Here is a 19738-nt window from a genome sequence, read left to right as displayed (position 1 = left end):
GGCTGTGGATAAGGGGCCGGGGTGAGGGTCAGGTGCAGGTGGGTATGGCAGGTGGGGCAGGTGATGGCGGCGGTCGGCATCGGGGCCTCCTCGGGTTCGTTCCACTGTCGCGAAGCGGAACGGTTCGCCGCTTGAGTACGTCTACTCAAAGTTCTGACGTAGGCTGCTGCGGTCTGCCGATCGTCCAGACCGGCGTGACGACCACGGGGAGCAGCACATGCAAAGAGTGAACACAGGGCATGTCGAGCTCGCGAGAGCTCAACAGGAACGGTGGGATTCGGCGTACGCGCAACGCCCGCAGCTGCACGGATCCGAGCCGTCGGCGGCCGCCCGCCGCGCGGTCGAACTGTTCGGTGCCGCGGGCATCGACGACGTCCTCGAGCTCGGCTCCGGCCACGGGCGGGACGCGCTTTTCCTGGCCGGGCAGGGATTCAGCGTGCACGCGACCGACTTCAGCGAGCCGGCGCTGGACCAGCTCCGGCAGACCGCGCAGCGTGACGGTCTCGACGACCGGGTGACCGCGGCGTTGCACGACGTCCGCGACCCGCTGCCGCCGGCCGACGCGACGGTCGACGCGGTGTTCGCGAATCTCCTGCTGAACATGGCGTTCTCGCCGTCCGAGCTGCACTCGCTGGTCGCCGAGGTCCGTCGGGTGCTGCGCCCCGGCGGACGGTTCGTGTACGCCGTCCGCACCGCCGACGACCCCTCCTCGCAGTATTGTCAGCAGCTCGCGGACGGCTTGTCGGCACACGACGGATTCGTCGGCCGGTTCTTCGACGAGGACCTGGTCGGTGAGCTCGCCGGAGCCTGGCAGCTCGACGAACTCAGGCCCTACGACGAGGGGCGACGGCGGATGCTGCTGGTGGCGATGACGAGGCCCCCGGCGGGAACCTGAAGCCGGCTCCAAGTCGGACGGTTGGTTGCCGACGGCGCAGGTTGCGTTGTGGTCACCAACCGAAATGTCGCATTGACGAGCCGGACGGGTTCCGACAAGCTCTCTCCGCGTCTCACCTTCGACCATCGGAGATACAGCAATGCAGTGGTACATCGACGTCCTCAAGAAGTACGCCGTGTTCAGTGGCCGGGCCCGGCGCAAGGAGTACTGGATGTTCGTGCTCTTCAGCACGATCGTGTCGATCATCCTGAGCATCATCGACCGGGTGATCGGAACCGACTTCGGCTCCGGGAACACCAGCAGCGGCATCCTCTCCTCGATCTACGGCGTGGCTGTGCTGCTCCCGTCGATCGGTGTGGCGATCCGGCGGATGCACGACACCAACCGTTCCGGCTGGTGGATCCTGATCAACCTGATCCCGTGTGTCGGGTTCATCTGGTTCATCGTCCTGGCCGCCCAGGAGGGCAATGCCGGCGACAACCAGTACGGTCCGGACCCGAAGGCGGCCGAGCGGTTCGGCGGGCCGGGGACGGCCGGTCCGGCGGAGCCGGGTTACCCGACCGTCTGATCCCGAACGGCCGAACGCCCCGCGAGGAATCGCGGGGCGTTCGCATGTTCGGTGACGTCAGCTGGCCTGGCTGACGCTCGACATGTTGTAGTCCGGAATCAGCAGCGGCGGCGTCGCCGTCCGGGAGAAGTAGTCGCCCCACTCCCGGGAGTACGACGGAACGGTCGCGCCGGCCGCGGTGAACCGGGCCAGCAGGTCGACCGGGCTCTCGTTGAAGCGGAAGTTGTTGACCGCCCCGGTGACCTCGCCGTTCTCGACCAGGTAGACCCCATCGCGGGTCAGTCCCGTGAGCAGCAGCGTCTGCGGGTCGACGACCCGGATGTACCACAGGCAGGTCAGCAGCAGGCCGTGGTCGAGGCCAGCCACCAAGTCGTCGGTCGAACCGGTCGCGCCGTCGACCGAGAGCACGTAGTTCTCGATGTCGGGGGTCGCGGTCGGTACGCCGATCAGGTCCGCGGTGTACCGGCTCGTCATCAGGTGCTCGAGCCTGCCGCCGCGGATCCAGTCCGTCGCGGCGAGCTGGAGCCCGTTGTCGAAGACGCTCGACGAGCCGCCGGACGACCGCGCGACCGCGAACGCGAACGCCTCGAGCCCCGCGAGCGCCGGGTCGGAGTGCAGGTTCACCGGCTGGGACGACAAGGTGTCGCCGATCCGGGTGCCGCCGCCGGTCTTCGAGAACACGGTCTGACCCTCGAACGCGTCCCGGCCGTCGAGCTGCCAGAAGAGGTACGTCATCAGGTCCGCGACCGCGGCCGGCGGGAGCACGGTCGGGTGCCGCCCGGCGTCGACCGACACCGTCCGGGACGCCCAGCCGAGCCGCCGGGTGAGCTCGGTGTCGAGCGCGAGCGGGTCGACGTCGGTGAAGTCGCGGGTCGCCGTACCGACCCAGGCCGAGTGGCTGAGGTCGGCGTTCTTGCCGGTCGACGACACGTACCCGCGGGGCAGCGCCTGCCGGAGCCGAAGGCCCGTCGACGAGCCGACGTACAGCGTCGCGACCTCGTGGTTGGCGAACCCGTAGAGCCGGCGCTTCTCGTCCGTGGCCTGGCGCAGCGACTCGCCGAGCGACGGCGCGAACTTCTCGTAGACGGCGACCGAGGTCAGTTCCGGTTCGAGGTCCCAGTCGGCGCCCGTCGTGCCGTCGACGAGCGGCCGGGCGTCCTCGGCGGGCGCGGACGCGCGCGCGGTCGCGACCGCGGCGGCGACGATCTCGCGCAGCGAGTCCTCGGTGACCGACGAGCGTCCGACGACACCGGCCGCCGTACCCTCGCCGGCGCCGACCGTGGCGATCACGGTCACGCTCGACCCGCGCATCGCGCCGTTGGTGGTCAGGGTGTTGTTGGCCCAACGCAGGTTGGTGCTGGAGGTCTCCGCGACCAGGACGACGCAGCCGTCGGCGCCCTCGGCCGCGGCCAGCGCGAGGCCGCGCTCGACGGTGTCCTGCGGGGTGAGCTGTACGGCGGTCACCGGCCGGCCTCCTGAGTGGTGTTGAGAATGCGGACTCCGCGGAACAGCGCGGACGGGCAGCCGTGGCTGACCGCGCCGCTCTGCCCGGGCTCGGCCTTGCCGCAGTTCAGCGCGCCGCCGAGGACGTACGTCTGCGGGCCGCCGACGGCCTCCATCGAGCCCCAGAAGTCGGTGGTCGTGGCCTGGTAGGCGACGTCGCGGAGCTGGCCGTCGAGCTTGCCGTCGGTGATCTTGTAGAACCGCTGGCCGGTGAACTGGAAGTTGTACCGCTGCATGTCGATCGACCAGGACTTGTCGCCGACGATGTAGATCCCGTTCGCGACCCGGCCGATCAGCTCCTCCGTGGACGGGCCGTCCGGGTCGGGCTGCAGCGAGACGTTGGCCATCCGCTGGATGGGGATGTGGCCGGACGAGTCGGCGTACGCGCACCCGTTGGAGCGCGGCGTGCCGAGCACGTCCTCGTTCTTCTTCGCCATCCGGCGGTCCACCTGGTACCCGACCAGGATCCCGTCCTTCACCAGGTCCCACTGCTGGCCGGCCACGCCCTCGTCGTCGTACCCGACGGTGGACAGGCCGTGCTCCGCGGTGCGGTCGCCGGTGACGTGCATGATCGGCGAGCCGTACTTCAGCGTGCCGAGCTGGTCGAGCGTGGCGAAGCTGGTGCCGGCGTAGTTCGCCTCGTAGCCCAGCGCGCGGTCGAGCTCGGTGGCGTGGCCGATCGACTCGTGGATGGTGAGCCACAGGTTGGACGGGTCGATGACCAGGTCGTACGTCCCCGCCTCGACGCTCGGGGCGGCCAGCTTCTCGGCCAGCCAGCCCGGGATGCGGGCGAGCTCGTCGTCCCAGTCCCAGCCGGTGCCGGTCATGTACTCCCAGCCGCGGCCCGCGGGCGGCGCGGTGGACGTCATCGAGTCGAACCGGTCCCCGGCGACGGCGTGCGCGGTGATCTCCGGACCGATCCGGACCCGTTGCTGCGTGTACGACGTGCCGGCGGTGTTCGCGTAGTACTTGCACTCGTGGATCGTGGCGACGTGGACGCTGACGTGCGCGACCCCCTCGGCCTTGAGCAGCCGGTCGCTGTAGTCGGTCAGCAGCGCCACCTTCTCGGCCCGCGGGACCGTGAACGGGTCGATCTCGTACGCCGAGATCCAGGTGACGTCGTCGTACACCGGCTCGTCGGCGAGCTCGATCGTCTCGGCGTTGATCGGGCGAGATACCTGCGCCATGTGCACCGCCTGCTCGGCGAGGCCGACCGCCTCGTCGACGGTGAGCGCGACACCGGCCGCGAAGCCCCAGGTGCCGTCGTGGATGACGCGCACGGCGAGGCCGAGGTCCTCGTCGTCCTTCGCGCTCTCCAGCACACTGTCACGCAGGGAGATGGACTCCGACCGGATCCGCTCCAGCCGGAACTCGGCGAAGGCGGCCCCGAGGTCGCGGGCACGCTGCAGGGCGGCCGCGGCCAGCTCCTGCCGGGGGAGGGCGAGAAAGCTCGCGTCGATGTCAGGCACGAAACCGACCCTATACACGGAACCCGACATTCCCCGGCGGTGTAGTGACGGTGTAGTGACATGACCAGAAGTTGACAGCCGGACAGCTGACGGAGGGCGAGGATCAGCGAGGGCGACGAGGCCGACGTACTGGCTCGGGTCCGCGGCGGTGAGACGGCCGCGTACGGCGAGCTGGTGACCAGGCATGCCCCGGTGGCGAAGCGGACCGCGGTGTTCCTGGGCGCCGGTGCGGACGCGGACGACGTCGTCCAGGACGCCTTCGTGAAGGCCTACCGGGGACTGGGCGGGTTCCGGGAGGGCGCCGCGTTCCGCCCCTGGCTGCTGCGGATCGTGGCCAACGAGACCCGGAACGCCGTACGCGCACGGGGACGCCGGACGCAGCGGGAGCAGCAGGCGGCGCCGCTGGACGTCGTACTGGACCCTGCGGACGAAGCGGTGTCGCTGGAGCGCCGGACCGAGTTGCTCGCCGCTGTACGGGCCCTGCCGGAGCCGATGCGGCTGGTGGTGACCTGTCGGTACCTGCTGGACCTGGACGAGCAGGAGACGGCAGTAGTCCTCGGCTGGCCGCGCGGGACGGTCAAGTCCCGCCTGCATCGCGCACTGGGGCGACTGCGCGACACACTGCCCGACAAGGAGGTGCAGCGATGAGCCTCGAGGACGAGCTGCGGGCCGTCGGGCGTTCTGCCGTCGTACCTCCGGTGGATGGCGACCTGACCGCGGCTGTGCTGAGTCGGGTGGCCGGCCTTCCCGTGCGGAAGCGGCTGCGGGACAGGTGGCGGGCGTTCGTCGCCGGCTTCCTGGTCCTGGTTGCGGGTGCCGCGCTGACGCCTCCGGTGCGTGCGACGGTTGCGGAGTGGCTACAGATCGGGGGAGTGCAGGCGCAACCAGTGGGCGAGGGTCCGAGTGCTGCGCCACCGCCTCCGACAGTGAGCGGCCGCCTGTCCGTGGAGGAGGCTGCGCGCGTCGCCGGCTTCACACCCAGGCTGCCGGCGGCACTCGGTGCACCAAGCGGCATGCAGGCGTCCCGTGGGTTCGTGGCGGCCAGCTGGGACGGGCTACGGCTGGAGCAGTTCCAGTCGGGCATCTCGCCGCTGTACGTCAAGAAGTACTACGACCGGCTGGAGCGCGTCCCCGAGATCGACGGCTTCTGGTTCAGTACGCCGCACGAGCTGGTGCTGGTCGACGAACGCGTCGTACGGATCGCTGGTCCGACCCTGGTGTGGGAGCGCGCCGGTGTCACGTACCGGCTCGAAGGAGCCGACAAGGCGCGCGCCGTGGAGCTGGCGGCTGGAACCTTCTGAGCGCGAGCGGTGTACCACCTGTGAAAGGAGCAGCCATGATCCGCCGCACTCTCGCCCTCGTCGCCGCACTCCTCGCCCTCACCGCGCTCTCGACAGCCCCCGCTTCGGCGGGCGGCCCGACCAGCGTCGTCCTCAGCGCACCGCCGAACGTCACCGCCTTCGGCTACGACGACCCGCGGTACGAGGCCCTCCGCACGCTGACTGAGCCCAACAAGCGCGAGCTTGAGGGTGACCACCGCAGCGGCCGCTTCGTCCGCGCCACCTGGCTCATCCACGACATGTCCGTGTGGCGGATCGACATCATCTATCCGGACGCCCCCGGTGGGCCGTGGATCCTCACGGAGATCATCGTGGGGGACGAACCGACCAAGCCCACCTGGCACCGCGCCACCGACCCCGTCAAGCTGGTCCGGCTGCTGTCCGACCTGAAGCTGCTCAGCGGCGACTTCCAAGGCGGACCGGCTATCGGCGAGGGCTACACCGCGCCCGAGAGCACCCCGGAGCCCGAGCCGGCGCCTGCCCCCGTAGCGCAGGTCCAGTCGACCAGTGTCTTCACCGGCTGGCGCTGGATCATCCCCGGCGTACTACTCGGCGCAGGCCTCGCCGTCGTCGCCCTCCGGCTCTTCCCGAAGCGCCGCTGGGAGCTGATCGACTAGAGGCTCGCAGCCAGTTCGAAGCCCGCGAACAGCCGGCCGCCGTGTGCGTCCAGGATGCGGTCCACCGCCGACACGATGCGGTCGTCCGGCGCGCGGACGCCGTCCAGCAAGGCCGTCGCGTGGTCGGTGCCGTGAGCAACGTCGTACGCCGTCAACTCGCGCAGCAGGCCCTTGCCGGTGCCGGACCAGTGGCCGGAACCTGTGAGCAGCAGCCGGGCCGCCTCCTGCCACAGCACTGAGGTGATCGCCAACCGCACGTCAGCAGCCGCACCAGCCAGGTCCTCCAGCAGGTCGGTGATCGTGTAGCGCAGCAGCTGCACCTCCTCGTCCGTCAGCGGCTTGGGACCGGCGGCCACCTCTGCAACGAACTCCTGCTGCAGGCGCGCACCAGACCCGTCGGTGTCCACCAGTACGACGGACTCGCCGACCAGCCGCATCATCGTCGGCTGGCGGCGGGCCTGGTCCTTGTCGGCGAAGTACCGCAGCGACTTGTCGGTGTGCACGAACAGCTCGACCGGCCAGCCGCCGTACTCCAGCGACTTCCGCCGCGGCGCCGGCGGGCCGTCCAGCAACATGGTGATGTCCAGGTCGGACGTCGGCCCCGCGTCCCCACGCACCACGCTTCCGCCGAGCCATGCGGCCCGGGCCTCCGGATACAGTTCCTGAACGAGTTGGCGCGCGAGATCCATCAGGACAGTGTCAACCAGCGCAGGAGTTCGCGGTACGCATTTACCGGCGGGATGTGGCCGCCGACGTAGTACTTGCGTTCGGCGTGCGGGATCGCGGCGGCCAGGTGGTCGGCGTACTTGCCCGCGCGCTCGTCGTGCGACCCGTGCCAGAGGCTGACCGGCACGCGGATCTCGCCGAGCTCGAAGCCCCACGGGTTCGCGAACGCGATGTGGTCGTCGATCCAGCCGTCGTGGCTGGTGACGAACGTGGCGGCCAGCCGCGCCATCGCCTCCGGGTCTTCGCGAGCCGGTGGTCCCGGTGGGGAGCCGGGATCCGGTGGGAACTCCGGCCCGCCCGCCTCGACGGCGGCCATGATCGACCGTGCGGTCTCTTCGAGCCCTGGCCGGAGGTCACCGTGGACCGCCCGCCACGAGGTGCGGTTGCGGCGGGGGTCGGCCTGTTCCTCTTCCTCGGTCGGCTCGGGTCCGTCGACGATCGACGGCGCGTTGCTCGCAGTGACCGCGCAACGAGTCACCCGGTCGGGCAGTAGTGCCGCGCAGGCCAGTGCGTGCGGTCCGCCGCCCGAACCGCCGGTGACCGCGAATCGTTCCCATCCCTGGGCATCGGCCACCGCGCCGGCATCGTCGGCGACCGAGGCCACGGTCCGGCCGGGTTGCCGGGTCGAGCCGCCGTACCCGGGCCGGTCCGGCATCACCATCCGGACGCCGGACTCCTCGATGGTCGCGACCACCTCGGGCCGCTTCCACCGCGTGCTCGGCGTCCCTCCGAACGACATCACCGGTACGCCGTCCGGCGTGCCGTACACGGCGTACACCAGCATCCGGTCGCCGATCCGCAGCACCTGATCCATCTGCGGAGCGTAACCACCCGGCAAGGGCTACCCGAATCCACAGTTAACAACCAGACATTCTCGGGATTCGAGATGTGACCGGCGTGGTGGAAGGATGCGGCCTAGGTTTTGTCGGCTGCGAATTCAACCCGTCAGGAGCGCTTGTGACTTCCTCGGTCGCCGGGACCGTGTCGCCCACCCGGCAAGCGATGCGCCGGATGCGGCGTGACCGCAGTGCGCGGGTCGGCGTGGTCCTGGTCGTGCTGCTGATCGTGATCGCCGCCGCCGCGCCGCTGCTGGTCAGGCTGGCCGGCCAGGACGCGACGACGTACCACATCGACCTGCTCGACCCGGCGCGCGGCAACGCGCCGCGGGGCGCGGTCGGCGGGATCAGCGGCGAGCACTGGTTCGGCGTCGAACCGCTGACCGGGCGGGACCTGTTCTCGATCGTCGTGCTCGGCCTGCGGACCTCGCTCGTCATCGCGATCACGGTCACCGTCGTCACCACCGTGATCGGCACCCTGCTCGGCATCAGCGCGGCGTACTTCGGCGGCTGGTACGACGCGGTCGTGTCCCGGCTGCTGGACTTCCTGTTCGGCTTCCCGCAGCTCGTCTTCATGATTGCCCTCGGCATCATTGTCCCGAGCCAGGTGTCCCGCACCCTGCTGCTGATCGGCGTGCTCAGCATCTTCGGCTGGGCGGGACTGGCCCGGCTGATCCGCAACCAGGCCCGCTCGCTGGTCACCCGGGAGTTCGTCGAGGCCGCGCGCAGCGTCGGCTCGACCGGCTGGATGATCATCACCCGTGAGCTGCTCCCGAACCTGCTCGGCCCGGTCCTGGTGATCGCCACGCTGGCCATTCCCGGGTACGTCGGCGCGGAGGCGGCACTGTCCTTCCTGGGGGTCGGTGTGCCGCCGCCGACACCGAGTCTCGGTCGCTCGATCTCCGACTCGATCGCCTGGGTGTACACCGGCGCGGACCCGTGGTTCCTGCTGTTCCCGGGCGCGATGCTGTTCCTCGCCGTGCTCGGCTTCACGTTGCTCGGCGACGGTGTCCGGGACGCGTTCGACGTCCGGCTGCGGAGGACGAACTGATGCCCGATCTCGTCTGGTTCGTCGCCCGGCGGCTGTTCGCGACGCTGCTGGTGATGCTCGCCCTCAGCCTCGCGGTCTACCTGGTCTTCTACGCGATCCCGGCCGATCCGGCCCATCTGGCGTGCGGCAAGCCGTGTACGCCGGACCGCCTGGAGCAGGCGCGGCACTTCATGCAGCTCGACCAGAGCACCCTGCAGCAGTACCTGAACTTCCTGAAGGGAATCTTCGCCGGCAGGACGTTCGGCGAAGGCGCCGCGGCGGTGAACTGCCAAACCCCGTGCTTCGGGTACTCGTTCCCGCTGGCGCGCCCGGTCACCACCTTGATCGTGGACCGGCTGCCGATCACCGCCTCGATCGCGCTCGGCGCCGCCGTCCTGTGGCTGCTGATCGGCGTCTCGCTGGGCGTGATCGCCGCGCTCAACCGCGGCCGCGTCCTCGACCGGCTGTCGGTCGGCGTCGCGCTGCTCGGCGTCTCGACGCCGTCGTTCCTGCTCGGCCTGCTCGCGATCCTGGTGTTCGGGTTCTGGCTGAACATGGTCCCGGTCAACGGCTACGTCCCGCTCACCGAGAGCCCGGTCGACTGGGCGTGGCACCTGGTCACCCCCTGGATCGTGCTCGCGGTGCTGCAAGCGGCGTCGTACATCCGGCTGACCCGGTCGCAGATGCTCGAGGAGCTGAACCTCGACCACATCACCACCGCCCGGGCCAAGGGCGCGGGCGAAGCACGGGTGGTCCTGACGCACGGCCTGCGTGGCGTGCTGGTGCCGGTGATCACGCTGTTCGGTCTCGACCTCGGCAGCCTGCTCGGCGGCGCGATCCTGACCGAGAAGGTCTTCAGCATGCAAGGGCTCGGCGACCTGCTGATCAGCGCGGTCGGTCAGCTCGACGTGGCCGTGGTCGTCGGCGTCACGTTGTTCTCGGCGTTCCTGATCATTCTCGCGAACCTGGTGGTGGACATAGTGCACGGTGTGCTCGACCCGAGGGTGAGCCATGGCTGACCCGGTGCTGGAGGTCCACGACCTGCACGTCACGTTCAGCACCGAGGGCGGCCTGGTGCCGGCCGTCGACGGGATCGACTTCGCGGTCGCGCCGGGGGAGACCCTCGCGATCGTCGGCGAGTCCGGCTCCGGCAAGAGCGTCAGCTCGGCCGCGGTGCTGGGCCTGCTGCCGTCGAACGCCGACGTCAGCGGCGAAGTGCTGCTGGACGGCCGCGAGCTGGTCGGCCTGCCGAACGACGAACTGCGCAAGATCCGCGGCAACGACATCGCCATGGTGTTCCAGGACGCGCTGTCCGCGCTGAACCCGTACTACTCGGTCGGCTGGCAGGTCGCCGAGGCCTACCGGCTGCACCACGACGTCTCGAAGAAGGTCGCGCGCCGGCGGGCCGTCGAGATGCTCGACAAGGTCGGCATCCCGGACGCCGCGCGCCGCGCGGACAGCTACCCGCACGAGTTCTCCGGGGGAATGCGGCAGCGGGTCGTGATTGCCATGGCTCTGGTGAACGACCCCAGAGTGCTGATCGCGGACGAGCCGACGACCGCACTCGACGTCACCGTGCAGGCGCAGATCATGCGCCTGCTGGACGACGTCCAGGAGGAGTTCGGGACCGCGCTGGTGCTGATCTCGCACGACCTCGGCGTGGTCGCCGAGGTCGCCGACGACGTTCTCGTCATGTACGCCGGACGCGCCGCCGAGCGCGGCACGGTCCGCGACCTGTTCTTCCGGGCGGCGCACCCGTACAGCCTCGGGCTGCTCGGAGCGATGCCACGGGTCGACGTACCGCCGAAACCGCGGCTGACCACGATCCCGGGCAGCCCGCCGGCGCCGGGGGCGATCACGACCGGCTGCCCGTTCCAGCCGCGGTGTGCGTACACGCACCTGGTGGGGGAGCGCTGCGTCACCGAGCGTCCCGAGCTGACGCCGCGTCCCGGTGAGGGCGATCACGAAGCCGCGTGCCATCTGGGCCGGCGGCCGGAGGTGGTCGAATGACCGAGGAACTCCTGCATCTCAAGGAGGTTCGCAAGTACTTCGGGCTGCGCGGCGTCCCGTGGCGACAGGCGCAGGCCGTCCGCGCGGTCGACGGCGTCGACCTCGTCGTCCGCAAGGGCGAGACCCTCGGCCTGGTCGGCGAGTCCGGCTCCGGCAAGTCCACGCTCGCCCGGCTCGCGACCCGGCTGCTCGACCCGACGCAGGGCCGGGTGGAGATCGGCGGCAAGGACGTCACGAAGATCAAAGGCCGCCGGCTGCGCCCGATCCGCCGGCAGATCCAGATGGTCTTCCAGGACCCGCAGGCCTCGCTGAACCCGCGGCAGTCGGTGGCGACGATCCTCAGTACGCCGTTCCGCGCGCAGGGGATCCGCCCGACCCGGGCGCAGCTGATCGAACTGCTGGAGCAGGTCGGGCTCGCCGAACAGCACCTCGAGCGGTACCCGCACGAGTTCTCCGGCGGCCAGCGGCAGCGGATCGGCATCGCCCGGGCGCTGTCCGTGAAGCCCGAGCTGCTGGTCTGCGACGAGCCGGTGTCCGCGCTCGACGTGTCCGTGCAGGCCCAGGTGCTGAACCTGCTGGCCGATCTGCGCGACGAGCTCGGCCTGTCGTACGTGCTGGTCGCGCACGACCTCGCCGTCGTACGCCAGGTCGCCGACCGGATCGCCGTGATGTACCTCGGCACGATCGTCGAGGAAGGGCCCGCCGCGCAGGTCTACGAGGCGCCGGCGCATCCGTACACGAAGGCGCTGCTGTCCGCCGTACCGGTGCCCGAGCCGGGCGCGGTGCGGGAGCGGATCGTGTTGAGCGGCGACGTACCGACCCCGATCGACCCGCCGTCCGGGTGCCCGTTCCGGACCCGCTGTTACAAGGCCGAGGACGTGTGCGCGACCGAACGACCGGTGCTGGAACCCGTCCACGGGAATACGGAGCACCGTGCCGCCTGCTATTGCCCTGAGCCCCCCAACTCCGAGAGGACATCATGAGACGCATTACCCGCGCGGTCGCCGTAGCGACCGTGCTCGCGCTGGCGGCGGCTGCCTGCAACGCCAACGACAGGTCCGCGCCAGGAGGCGGTGGCACCGCGGCCGCGGAGCAGGGCGGCACCTGGCACATCCTCACCACCAGCAAGGAGATCAGCCTCGACCCGGCCAAGAGCCAGAACCTGGGGATCAGCTCGATCCACCTGGTGCTGCGCGGCCTGACGTCGTGGAAGACGGAGCAGGGGAAGGCGGCCGAGCTGGTGCCGGACCTGGCCACCGACACCGGCCAGGTGAGCGACGGCGGCAAGACCTGGACGTACAAGCTGAAGCCGGGACTCAAGTACGCCGACGGTTCGCCGATCGTCGCCGCCGACATCAAGTACGGCATCGAGCGCTCGTTCGCGCCCGAGCTGTCCGGCGGCCTCGGCTACCACAAGTCGCTGCTGGTCGGCGGCGAGAAGTACACCGGCCCGTACACGGGCGGCCAGCTGGCGTCGATCGAGACCCCGGACGAGTCCACGGTGGTCTTCAAGCTGAACAAGCCGTACGGCGACTGGCCGTGGATCGTCAGCATGCCGGCGTTCTCCCCGGTGCCGAAGAAGGCCGACACCGACCCGGCGCACTACGGCGAGAAGCCGGCCGCGAGCGGCCCGTACCAGGTGAAGTCGTACACGCCGGGCTCGAAGCTCGAGCTGGAGCGGAACCCGAACTGGGACAAGTCGACCGACCCGGCCCGCACCGGCCTGCCGGACGCGATCGTGCTGAACATGGGGCTGCAGCCCGACGTCGTGAACCAGCGGCTGATCGCCGACGCCGGCGACGACAAGTTCGCCGCCACCACCGGCGTTTCGGTCCCGGCCGCGCTGATCCCGACGGTCAACGGCAACCCGGCGGTCAAGGCCCGCGTCGCCACGTCGCCCTCCGGCGCGCTGGCGTACCTGGCGATGAACACGAAGCGGCCCGCGCTCGCCAATCCCGCCGTCCGCAAGGCGATCGAGTACGCCGTCGACAAGCAGGCTGTGCAGGTCGCGCAGGGTGGCGCGGAGTACGGCGGCGAGATCGCGTCGACGCTGATCACGCCGGGCATCGACGGCTACGCCAAGTACGACCTGTACGAGGCACCGCCGGCCGGTGACCCCGACAAGGCCAAGCAGATGCTGCAGGCGGCCGGGGTCAGCAATCTCAACCTGGTGCTGGCCGCGGACAACTCCTCGAGCAACGTGATGGGTCTGGGCGTGGCGCAGGCAGTCCAGCAGGGGTTGAAGCGCGCCGGGATCAACGTCACCATCAAGCCGCTGGAGAACGAGGCCCTGGTCGATCTGACGACCGGTAACAAGCCTGACTTCGACCTGACCGTGTCCAGCTGGCTGCCGGACTTCCCGAGCGCGCTCGGGAACATCCAGCCGCTGTTCGCGTCCTCGGAGGCCGGCAACGGCGGGTACAACATCTCCCGCTACTCGAACCCGGCCGTCGACTCCGCGATCGCCGCGGCGACCGCCGAGCCGGACCGGGCCAAGGCGGCCGGGATGTGGGGCGCGGTCGACAAGCAGATCATGGAAGACGCGCCGATCGTGCCGCTGCTGTACGCGCGGAACGCGTTCCTGCACGGGTCGAAGGTGCAGAACTTCTACCTGTCGGCGTACCCGCCGTACCCGAACCAGCTGATCGTCGGACTGAGCAAGTAGCTGAGCAAGTAGTCCTCAGGTACGTCCTTCGGACTCCTGGGCTTCGAAGAGGGTCGGCTGGGTCTCGGCGTCGAGTCCCCAGTCGGCCCTCAGCACCGGGTAGCCGGCCTTCTTGGCGGCGGCGATCACCTTGACGTCGTCGTCGACCAGCACCGCGATCGGCCGCTGCTCGGCGAGCCGCTTGAGCCGGCCGAGTTTCATCAGCATCGACGGCCGCCGGTCGGTGTTGCCGCGCATGTACACCTTGCCGTCCGGGAAGCCGTTGTCCCGCAGCCACTTCTCGGTGTCGCGGCGGATCCGCTCCGGGCGCCCGGTCAGGTAGACGATCACGTGGTCGGCCGCCAGCGTGGTCGCGACGGCCAGCCCTTCGTCGAGTACGGCGTCGTCCTTGGCGTGCGCGAAGAACGAGTCCCAGTCCTTCGGCTTCTTCTCGATGAAGTGGATCCGCCGGCTGGTGTCCGACAAGGTCGCGTCGATGTCCAGTACGGCGTACGGGCGCTCGTCACTCATGCGCATCAGCTTCCCAGGTCGCGCGGTCGAGTGCGTACAGCACCTCGCCGAACTCGGTGCCGGGCAGCGGATCGTCGAAGTGCTCGTGCCACAGCTTCTCGAAGCGCAGGCCCGACCGCCGCATCACGTCCCGCGAGCGGTGGTTGACCGCCATCGTGTCCGCCACGACGCGCTCCATACCGAGCTCTGTGAACGCCTTCGCGATCAACGCGCGCGTGCCCTCGGTCGCGTACCCCTTGCCCCAGGCGGCGCGGTTCAGCCGGTAGCCGACGTCCACGGTCCGCGGCTCCGCGGTCGGCTGCAGCCCGAACCACCCGATGAACCCCTCCGGCGCCTCGGCCTTGAACGTCCCGAGCTGCGGATGCGCGGCGTACCCCTCGAGGATCCGCGGCAACACGACACTCCCGACCTCGTCCCGCGACGTCGGCTGTCCCGTCAGGAACCGCATCACCTCGGGATCCGAGTCCAGCGCCGCGAGTAGCTCGAGGTCGTCGCCGGTGAACCGCCGCAACCGCAGCCGCTCCGTCTCCAGATACGCATCCACGCCTGGACTCTCTCACCGTCCTTGAGCACCCACCAACCATTTCCCGGCCCGCGAAATGGTTGATGGGTGCTCAAGGTCGCGTCCGGAGTGTGGGCGGTGTGCGGGTTTGGGGGTGTTGGGTTGCGTGGTTGTCGGCGGGCCGGGTTAGCGTTCTCTTCGCGATGGACGAGTCGATCACGTTTCTGCACAGCTCGGACTGGCAGCTGGGGATGATGCGCCGGTTCCTGGGGCCGGACGGCCAGGCCCGCTGGGGTCAGGCGCGGCTGGATGCTGTCGCGCGGATCGGCGAGGTCGCGGAGCGCACCGGGGCGGCGTTCGTGGTCGTCACCGGGGACGTGTTCGAGCACAACCAGGTCGAGCGGCAGACGATCCTGCGCGCCTGCGAGGCGCTCAAGCGGATCCCGGTTCCGGTCGTGCTGCTGCCGGGCAACCACGACGCGCTCGAGCCGGGATCGCTGTGGACGTCGAGCCAGTGGCTGGCGCACGCGCCGGAGCACGTGACGGTGCTGACCGAAACGACGCCTTTCCGGATCCTGCCGGGGGTCGAGCTCGTCGGTGCGCCGTGGCGTTCGCGCCGCCCGCTGTCCGACCCGGCCGCTCCTGGGTACGCCGACCTCGAGCCGGACCCGGGCACTACCCGGATCCTGCTCGCGCACGGTCAGCTCACCAGCCTGTCCGGCGGCATGTCCGACGTACCGACGATCGACCAGGCGGCGCTCGAGGCCGCCGTCGCGGACGGCCGGCTGCAGTACGTCGGCCTCGGCGACCGCCACTCGACGACCCGGGTGACGGACCGGATCTGGTTCTCCGGGACGCAGGAGGTCACCTCGCCGGAGGAGGACGCTCCCGGGAATGTCCTGAAGGTGACGATCGGCGGCGACAGCATCGAGGTCGAGCCGGTGCGGGTCGGCGCCTGGCACATGGTCGACCACCGCGTGGAGCTGTTCGACGAGGAGTCGATCACCGCGCTCGAGGACTGGTTCGCGGAGCTGCCGGACAAGGAGCGGACGTACGTCCGGCTCGCCGGTGACGGCTCGCTGTCGCTGCCGCTGCTGGCCCGGCTGGACTCGATGATCGACGCGCAGGGCGAGGTCTTCGCGAGTGTCGAGCGCTGGGCGAAATTCTGGACCGTGCGGCCGGCTCCGGACGCGGCGGACCTGGAGTCGCTGCAGCTGAGCGGCCCGGCGCGGGCCGCGATGGAGGAGCTGCGGCAGGCGCTGGCCGGCGGCGACGAGGGCGCCGGGGCCGCGCTCTCCCTGATGCACCGATTGGCGCGGGACGCGGGATGAGGCTGCACAGCTTGGCGCTACGGGACTTCCGTGGCGTCAGGGACCGTACTGTTCGGTTCCGCGCGCTCGGGACGACCGTGGTGGTCGGCGACAACGAGGTCGGGAAGTCCAGCCTGGTCGAGGCGTTCGGGCTGATCTTCGACCTGCCGGACGACTCGAAGTCGACCCGGATCCGCGACATCCAGCCGGTCGGCCAGGACGTCGGGCCGGAGGTCACCGTCGAGCTGAGCCTCGGCGGCCGCGAGCTGACGTACGCCAAGCGCTGGCTGAAGAACCGCTCCACCGAGCTGACGGTCGTCGAGCCCGACGGCCGCCGGCAGTCCTGGACCGGCCGCGAGGCGCACAACGAGGCCGAGCGGTTGTTCCACGAGCACGTCGACCCGGTGCTCTGGCAGACCTTGATGGTCAGCCAGGGCCAGTCGTTGGTGCTGCCAACACCGGCCGACGCGGAGCCGTTGATCACCGCGGTCACGGCCGAGTCCGGCACGCCGGTCGACGGCGCCTCGATGCCGCTGGTGACGGCCGTCGAGCACGAGTACCTGCGGTACTGGACCCCGCGCGGCAAGCCGACCGGCGACTTCGCCCGCTCCGGGAAGGCCGTCGCCGCGGCCGAGCTGTCCTTCCAGCAGGCGTTGCAGGCGATGGAGGAGGTGCAGTCCGACATCCGCCGCGCCGAGCGGCTGACCCTCGATCTCGAGGACGTGTCGGGCCGCCTCGCCGAGCACCTCACCGGTGTCGAGGAGCTGCGCGAGCGCAAGCAGGCGACCGACGAGATCCTGCTGCGGCGCGACTCGGTCCGCTCCCGCGCGGAGACCGCGCGGGCCCGCCTGGAGAACCACACCCGCACCCGGCTGGAGCGCGAGCGCCTGCTCGACGAGGTCGAGCGGTTCACGAAGACCGAGGCCGAGCTCGCCGCCCGGCGTGCCGACGCGGAGCTGGTCGCCAAGACCGCGGCCGAGACCGTGCAGGCCGCCGAGGCCGCGCTCGCGGAGGTCGTCGAGCTCAAGGACGTACGGCGTACCGAGGTCCAGGCGGCCGAGCGCCGGGTGTCCGACCTGATGGACCGCGCCGAACTGGACCGGCTGATCGGGCAGCAGACGGAGCTGGTCGAGGTGCGGGCGCGGATCGCCGCGGCCGGCACGGTCCTGGACCGGATCAAGGTCGACGACGCGATGGTCGCGGCGCTGGAGGACGCGCGCGCTGCAGTCGTCGAGGCGCGCGCCGCGCTCGCGGCCGGCGTACCCGAGGTGACCGTACGGCGCCTCGGCGCCGAGCCCGTCGAGCTGTCCGGGACCGGTCTGGAAGGCAACGTGCCGCCGGATCTGGGCTTCGACGAGTCGACCGAGGTGCTGGTGTCCGGCGAGCTGGTGGTCGGCGTACCGGGGCAGGTCGAGGTGACGGTCCGGGCCGGCGGGGAGGCTGCGACGCTGCGGTCCCGGGTGGACGACGCCGTACGGCGGGAGAAGGACCTGCTGAAGAAGGCGGGTGTGAAGGACGTCGCCGCGGCGCGGGAGCTGCTGCGCAAGGCGGACACCGCGCTCGCCGAGCTGAACGAGGCCCGCCGGACCGAGAAATCGCTGACAGCCGGCGGCGACCCGGGGGAGCGGATCGCCGTCCTCACCGCGCGGCTCGGGGTCGAAGATGCCACTGCGGACGATGCGGCTGACGAGCGCGGCGGGAAACAGCCGGCGGTCGAGGGTGTGCCGGGGCAGATGTCGTTGTTCGCGGAGTTCGCGTCGCCGCACGACACGCTGTTCGACGACTTCGAGGAACCGGAGCCCGAGCCGGACGACCTCACGGGTGCCCAGCGGGCGCTGGACTCCGCGCGGGACGCACTCGCCGAGGTCGAGCGGTTGCTGGCGGACGCCGAGTTCGCGGTCGCGCAGGCGCGGAAGGCGGCCGACGAGGACCGGTCGGAGGCGCAGAACGCGCGGGCCCGGTCGGAGCTCGCGGGCGAACGGCTGGCCGCGGCTGTCGAGTCGCTGGAGGCGGCGCGGTCCGTGCTCGACGACGACGCGGTCGGTGCGGCGGAAGCTGAGGCCATGACCGAGGTCGAGGCAGTGCTCGAGGAGCTGACCGCCGTCCAGGAGCAGGCCGATGCGGCCGGCGCGGACCGGGTCGCGGACGAGCTCGCGCATGCGTTGGCAGTGGCGAAGCGGCTGCAGGACGAGCGCGACCGGTTGCGGGACGCGTTGCGTACGACGGAAGGCCGGCTGGAGCAGTCCGGCCGGGACGGCCTCGCGACCCGGCGGGATGTGGCCGAGCTGGAGCTGGCCGCGGTACGCGCGGAGCACGAGAGCCTGCAGCGTCGGGCCGAGGCGGCGCGGCGGGTGCACGAGACGCTGAGCAGGCATCGCGCCGAGGCGCAGACGAAGTACTCCGAACCGCTGCAGAGCCGGATCGAGGCGCTCGGACGCAGTGTCTACGGGCCGTCGTTCCGGGTCTGGCTGGACGACGACCTCGCGGTCGCCGAGCGGGAGCTGGACGGTGCGCGGCTGCGGGTCGAGGCGCTGTCGACCGGCGCCCAGGAGCAGCTCGCGATCATCACCCGGCTGGCGATCAGCCACCTGGTCAGCACCGGCGAGGGCAGTGTGCCGGTGATCTTCGACGACGCGCTCGGCTGGTCCGACAAGGCCCGGCTGCGCGACATGGGCGCGCTGCTCGGGCGGGCGGGCGACCACGGCCAGGTGATCATCCTGACCTGCATGCCGGACCGCTACGAGTACGTGCCGAAGGCCACGTTCATCACGCTGGACGGGTGATGCGCTCCGGCGCGGAGTAGACGACGCAGCGCTCGCCGCGGGCGAACCCGGCGAGCGTCACGCCGAACTCGCGGGCCAGGTCGACGGCCAGGCTCGACGGGGCGCCGACCGCGACGACCATGCCGACGCCGGCGGCGACCGCCTTCTGGACGATCTCGTACCCGGCCCGGCCGCTGACCGCGAGGACGAGACCCTTGCGGCTGTGCTGGTGCAGCAGCGTCCAGCCGACGACCTTGTCGACCGCGTTGTGGCGCCCGATGTCCTCCTTCACGACGACCTTGCGGCCGTCGGCGGCGAACAGGCCCGCGGCGTGCAGGCCCCCGGTCCGGCTGAACATCGGCTGCGCGTCGCGGAGCAGGTCGGGCAGCCGGCGTACGACGTCGAGCGGGACCTCGACCGGATCCACCGGGTCGTACGCGCGGGCCGCGAGCTCGTCGAGGCTCTGCTGGCCGCATACCCCGCAGGCGGCGGAGGTGACGCCGTACCGCTGGGGCGGTTCACGGTCGGGCGGGCCGTCGAGGCTGACCGTGACGGTGTTGAACTGCTGCGCCTCGGTCAGGGCGATGTCGGTGCAGTAGGCAACGGTGTGGATCGCGTCGGGGCGCACGGCGAAGCCCTCGCCGAGACAGAACCCGGCGGCCAGCTCGAAGTCGGACCCAGGGGTGCGCATCGTGACGACCAGCGGCTCGGGCGGGCGGCCCGGCCATTCGAGCCGCAGCTCCAGCGGCTCCTCGGTGCTGACGACGTCCTCGCGCCGCGACGTCCGGTCGCCGTCGAGCACCTCGACCTTGAACCTGCTGGTGGGAGCCTTGGTCATACCCCCACGGTAGGCCAGTCCCGCCGTACTGCGAGCCACTCGAGGAAGGTCCACGCGTAGAGCCGCTGGTGCTCGCGCAGCGCGGGGGTGCAGCCCTCGGGCGGCGGGGCGTCCGGGTTCTTCAGCATGTACGCGGCGACCACGGCGACGAGGCAGT

20 protein-coding genes are annotated in these 19738 nt (G+C 70.7%); 12 read left to right on the top strand and 8 right to left on the bottom strand.

Annotated features, from left to right (window positions below; translation table 11 throughout):
* Positions 1-217: 217 nt before the first annotated feature.
* Both ABN611_RS35895 and ABN611_RS35890 read left to right on the top strand, forming a co-directional pair.
* Entirely contained in the window at positions 218-895 is a 678-nt protein-coding gene (locus ABN611_RS35895) for a class I SAM-dependent methyltransferase (protein WP_350276747.1), read from the top strand.
* A gap of 139 nt (positions 896-1034) precedes the next feature.
* Positions 1035-1463 carry a DUF805 domain-containing protein gene (locus tag ABN611_RS35890; protein WP_350276746.1) on the top strand — a complete coding sequence of 143 codons (429 nt, stop codon included), beginning with the start codon at positions 1035-1037 and terminating at the stop codon, positions 1461-1463.
* A 57-nt stretch (positions 1464-1520) separates the two neighbouring features.
* On the opposite strand, the gene ABN611_RS35885 is transcribed toward ABN611_RS35890, so the two are convergent.
* Positions 1521-2927: a metallopeptidase TldD-related protein gene (locus ABN611_RS35885; RefSeq protein WP_350276745.1), complete on the bottom strand. Its 1407-nt coding sequence runs from the start codon at positions 2925-2927 to the stop codon at positions 1521-1523.
* Positions 2924-4435, bottom strand: a complete 1512-nt coding sequence (locus ABN611_RS35880) for a TldD/PmbA family protein (protein ID WP_350276744.1) — start codon at positions 4433-4435, stop codon at positions 2924-2926. Before ABN611_RS35880 ends, ABN611_RS35885 begins: the two co-directional genes overlap by 4 nt.
* 174 nt (positions 4436-4609) lie before the next feature.
* Between ABN611_RS35880 and ABN611_RS35875 the strand changes: the two genes are divergently transcribed.
* From ABN611_RS35875 to ABN611_RS35865, 3 genes are read left to right on the top strand one after another with little or no spacing between them, the layout of a single operon-like run.
* Complete coding sequence (locus ABN611_RS35875; RefSeq protein WP_350276743.1) at positions 4610-5083, top strand: sigma-70 family RNA polymerase sigma factor; 474 nt, start codon at positions 4610-4612, stop codon at positions 5081-5083.
* Positions 5080-5736 (top strand): hypothetical protein, encoded by a 657-nt coding sequence (locus tag ABN611_RS35870; protein WP_350276742.1) that lies wholly within the window; start codon positions 5080-5082, stop codon positions 5734-5736. The genes ABN611_RS35875 and ABN611_RS35870 overlap by 4 nt, the downstream gene beginning before the upstream one ends.
* Before the next feature lie 35 nt (positions 5737-5771).
* Positions 5772-6392 carry a hypothetical protein gene (locus ABN611_RS35865; protein WP_350276741.1) on the top strand — a complete coding sequence of 207 codons (621 nt, stop codon included), beginning with the start codon at positions 5772-5774 and terminating at the stop codon, positions 6390-6392.
* Here the strand turns inward: ABN611_RS35865 and ABN611_RS35860 are convergent.
* Together ABN611_RS35860 and ABN611_RS35855 are read right to left on the bottom strand one after the other, a co-directional pair.
* Positions 6389-7081, bottom strand: coding sequence for a nucleotidyltransferase domain-containing protein (locus ABN611_RS35860; RefSeq protein ID WP_350276740.1), 693 nt, complete (start codon positions 7079-7081; stop codon positions 6389-6391). The genes ABN611_RS35865 and ABN611_RS35860 overlap by 4 nt on opposite strands.
* Positions 7081-7932: an alpha/beta hydrolase gene (locus ABN611_RS35855; protein WP_350276739.1), complete on the bottom strand. Its 852-nt coding sequence runs from the start codon at positions 7930-7932 to the stop codon at positions 7081-7083. The genes ABN611_RS35860 and ABN611_RS35855 overlap by 1 nt, the downstream gene beginning before the upstream one ends.
* A 143-nt stretch (positions 7933-8075) precedes the next feature.
* Between ABN611_RS35855 and ABN611_RS35850 the strand changes: the two genes are divergently transcribed.
* Genes ABN611_RS35850 through ABN611_RS35830 form a run of 5 tightly spaced genes read left to right on the top strand, consistent with a single transcriptional unit; the run spans position 8076 to position 13659 of the window.
* Positions 8076-9005, top strand: coding sequence for an ABC transporter permease (locus tag ABN611_RS35850; RefSeq protein ID WP_350276738.1), 930 nt, complete (start codon positions 8076-8078; stop codon positions 9003-9005).
* The gene (locus ABN611_RS35845) at positions 9005-10003 is read left to right on the top strand and encodes an ABC transporter permease (RefSeq protein WP_350276737.1); all 999 of its coding nucleotides are present in this window, start codon (positions 9005-9007) and stop codon (positions 10001-10003) included. Before ABN611_RS35850 ends, ABN611_RS35845 begins: the two co-directional genes overlap by 1 nt.
* Positions 9996-10994, top strand: a complete 999-nt coding sequence (locus ABN611_RS35840; RefSeq protein ID WP_350276736.1) for an ABC transporter ATP-binding protein — start codon at positions 9996-9998, stop codon at positions 10992-10994. The genes ABN611_RS35845 and ABN611_RS35840 overlap by 8 nt, the downstream gene beginning before the upstream one ends.
* Positions 10991-11977 (top strand): ABC transporter ATP-binding protein, encoded by a 987-nt coding sequence (locus tag ABN611_RS35835; protein ID WP_350276735.1) that lies wholly within the window; start codon positions 10991-10993, stop codon positions 11975-11977. The genes ABN611_RS35840 and ABN611_RS35835 overlap by 4 nt, the downstream gene beginning before the upstream one ends.
* Positions 11974-13659 carry an ABC transporter substrate-binding protein gene (locus ABN611_RS35830; protein ID WP_350276734.1) on the top strand — a complete coding sequence of 562 codons (1686 nt, stop codon included), beginning with the start codon at positions 11974-11976 and terminating at the stop codon, positions 13657-13659. The genes ABN611_RS35835 and ABN611_RS35830 overlap by 4 nt, the downstream gene beginning before the upstream one ends.
* Positions 13660-13674: 15 nt before the next feature.
* Here ABN611_RS35830 and ABN611_RS35825 read toward each other — a convergent pair whose 3' ends face one another.
* Positions 13675-14169, bottom strand: a complete 495-nt coding sequence (locus tag ABN611_RS35825; protein WP_350276733.1) for an HAD family acid phosphatase — start codon at positions 14167-14169, stop codon at positions 13675-13677.
* On the bottom strand, positions 14162-14713 hold the full coding sequence (locus ABN611_RS35820; protein ID WP_350276732.1) for a GNAT family N-acetyltransferase: 552 nt from the start codon (positions 14711-14713) through the stop codon (positions 14162-14164). Before ABN611_RS35820 ends, ABN611_RS35825 begins: the two co-directional genes overlap by 8 nt.
* A 161-nt stretch (positions 14714-14874) precedes the next feature.
* Here ABN611_RS35820 and ABN611_RS35815 point away from each other — a divergent pair, with 161 nt between their 5' ends.
* Together ABN611_RS35815 and ABN611_RS35810 are read left to right on the top strand one after the other, a co-directional pair.
* Positions 14875-16002, top strand: coding sequence for a metallophosphoesterase (locus ABN611_RS35815; RefSeq protein ID WP_350276731.1), 1128 nt, complete (start codon positions 14875-14877; stop codon positions 16000-16002).
* Entirely contained in the window at positions 15999-18764 is a 2766-nt protein-coding gene (locus tag ABN611_RS35810) for an AAA family ATPase (RefSeq protein WP_350276730.1), read from the top strand. The genes ABN611_RS35815 and ABN611_RS35810 overlap by 4 nt, the downstream gene beginning before the upstream one ends.
* Here the strand turns inward: ABN611_RS35810 and fdhD are convergent.
* Positions 18748-19581 (bottom strand): formate dehydrogenase accessory sulfurtransferase FdhD, encoded by an 834-nt coding sequence (gene fdhD, locus ABN611_RS35805; protein ID WP_350276729.1) that lies wholly within the window; start codon positions 19579-19581, stop codon positions 18748-18750. The genes ABN611_RS35810 and fdhD overlap by 17 nt on opposite strands.
* A complete protein-coding gene (locus ABN611_RS35800; protein WP_350276728.1) occupies positions 19578-19724 on the bottom strand; it encodes a hypothetical protein in 147 nt (48 codons plus the stop codon). Before ABN611_RS35800 ends, fdhD begins: the two co-directional genes overlap by 4 nt.
* Positions 19725-19738 lie beyond the last annotated feature (14 nt).

It is taken from the genome of Kribbella sp. HUAS MG21, from assembly GCF_040254265.1.
In the GTDB taxonomy this organism is placed as follows: Bacteria; Actinomycetota; Actinomycetes; order Propionibacteriales; family Kribbellaceae; genus Kribbella.
The sequence above is the reverse complement of the archived record's forward strand: the minus strand, read 5'-3'. Positions and strand labels throughout refer to the sequence as shown.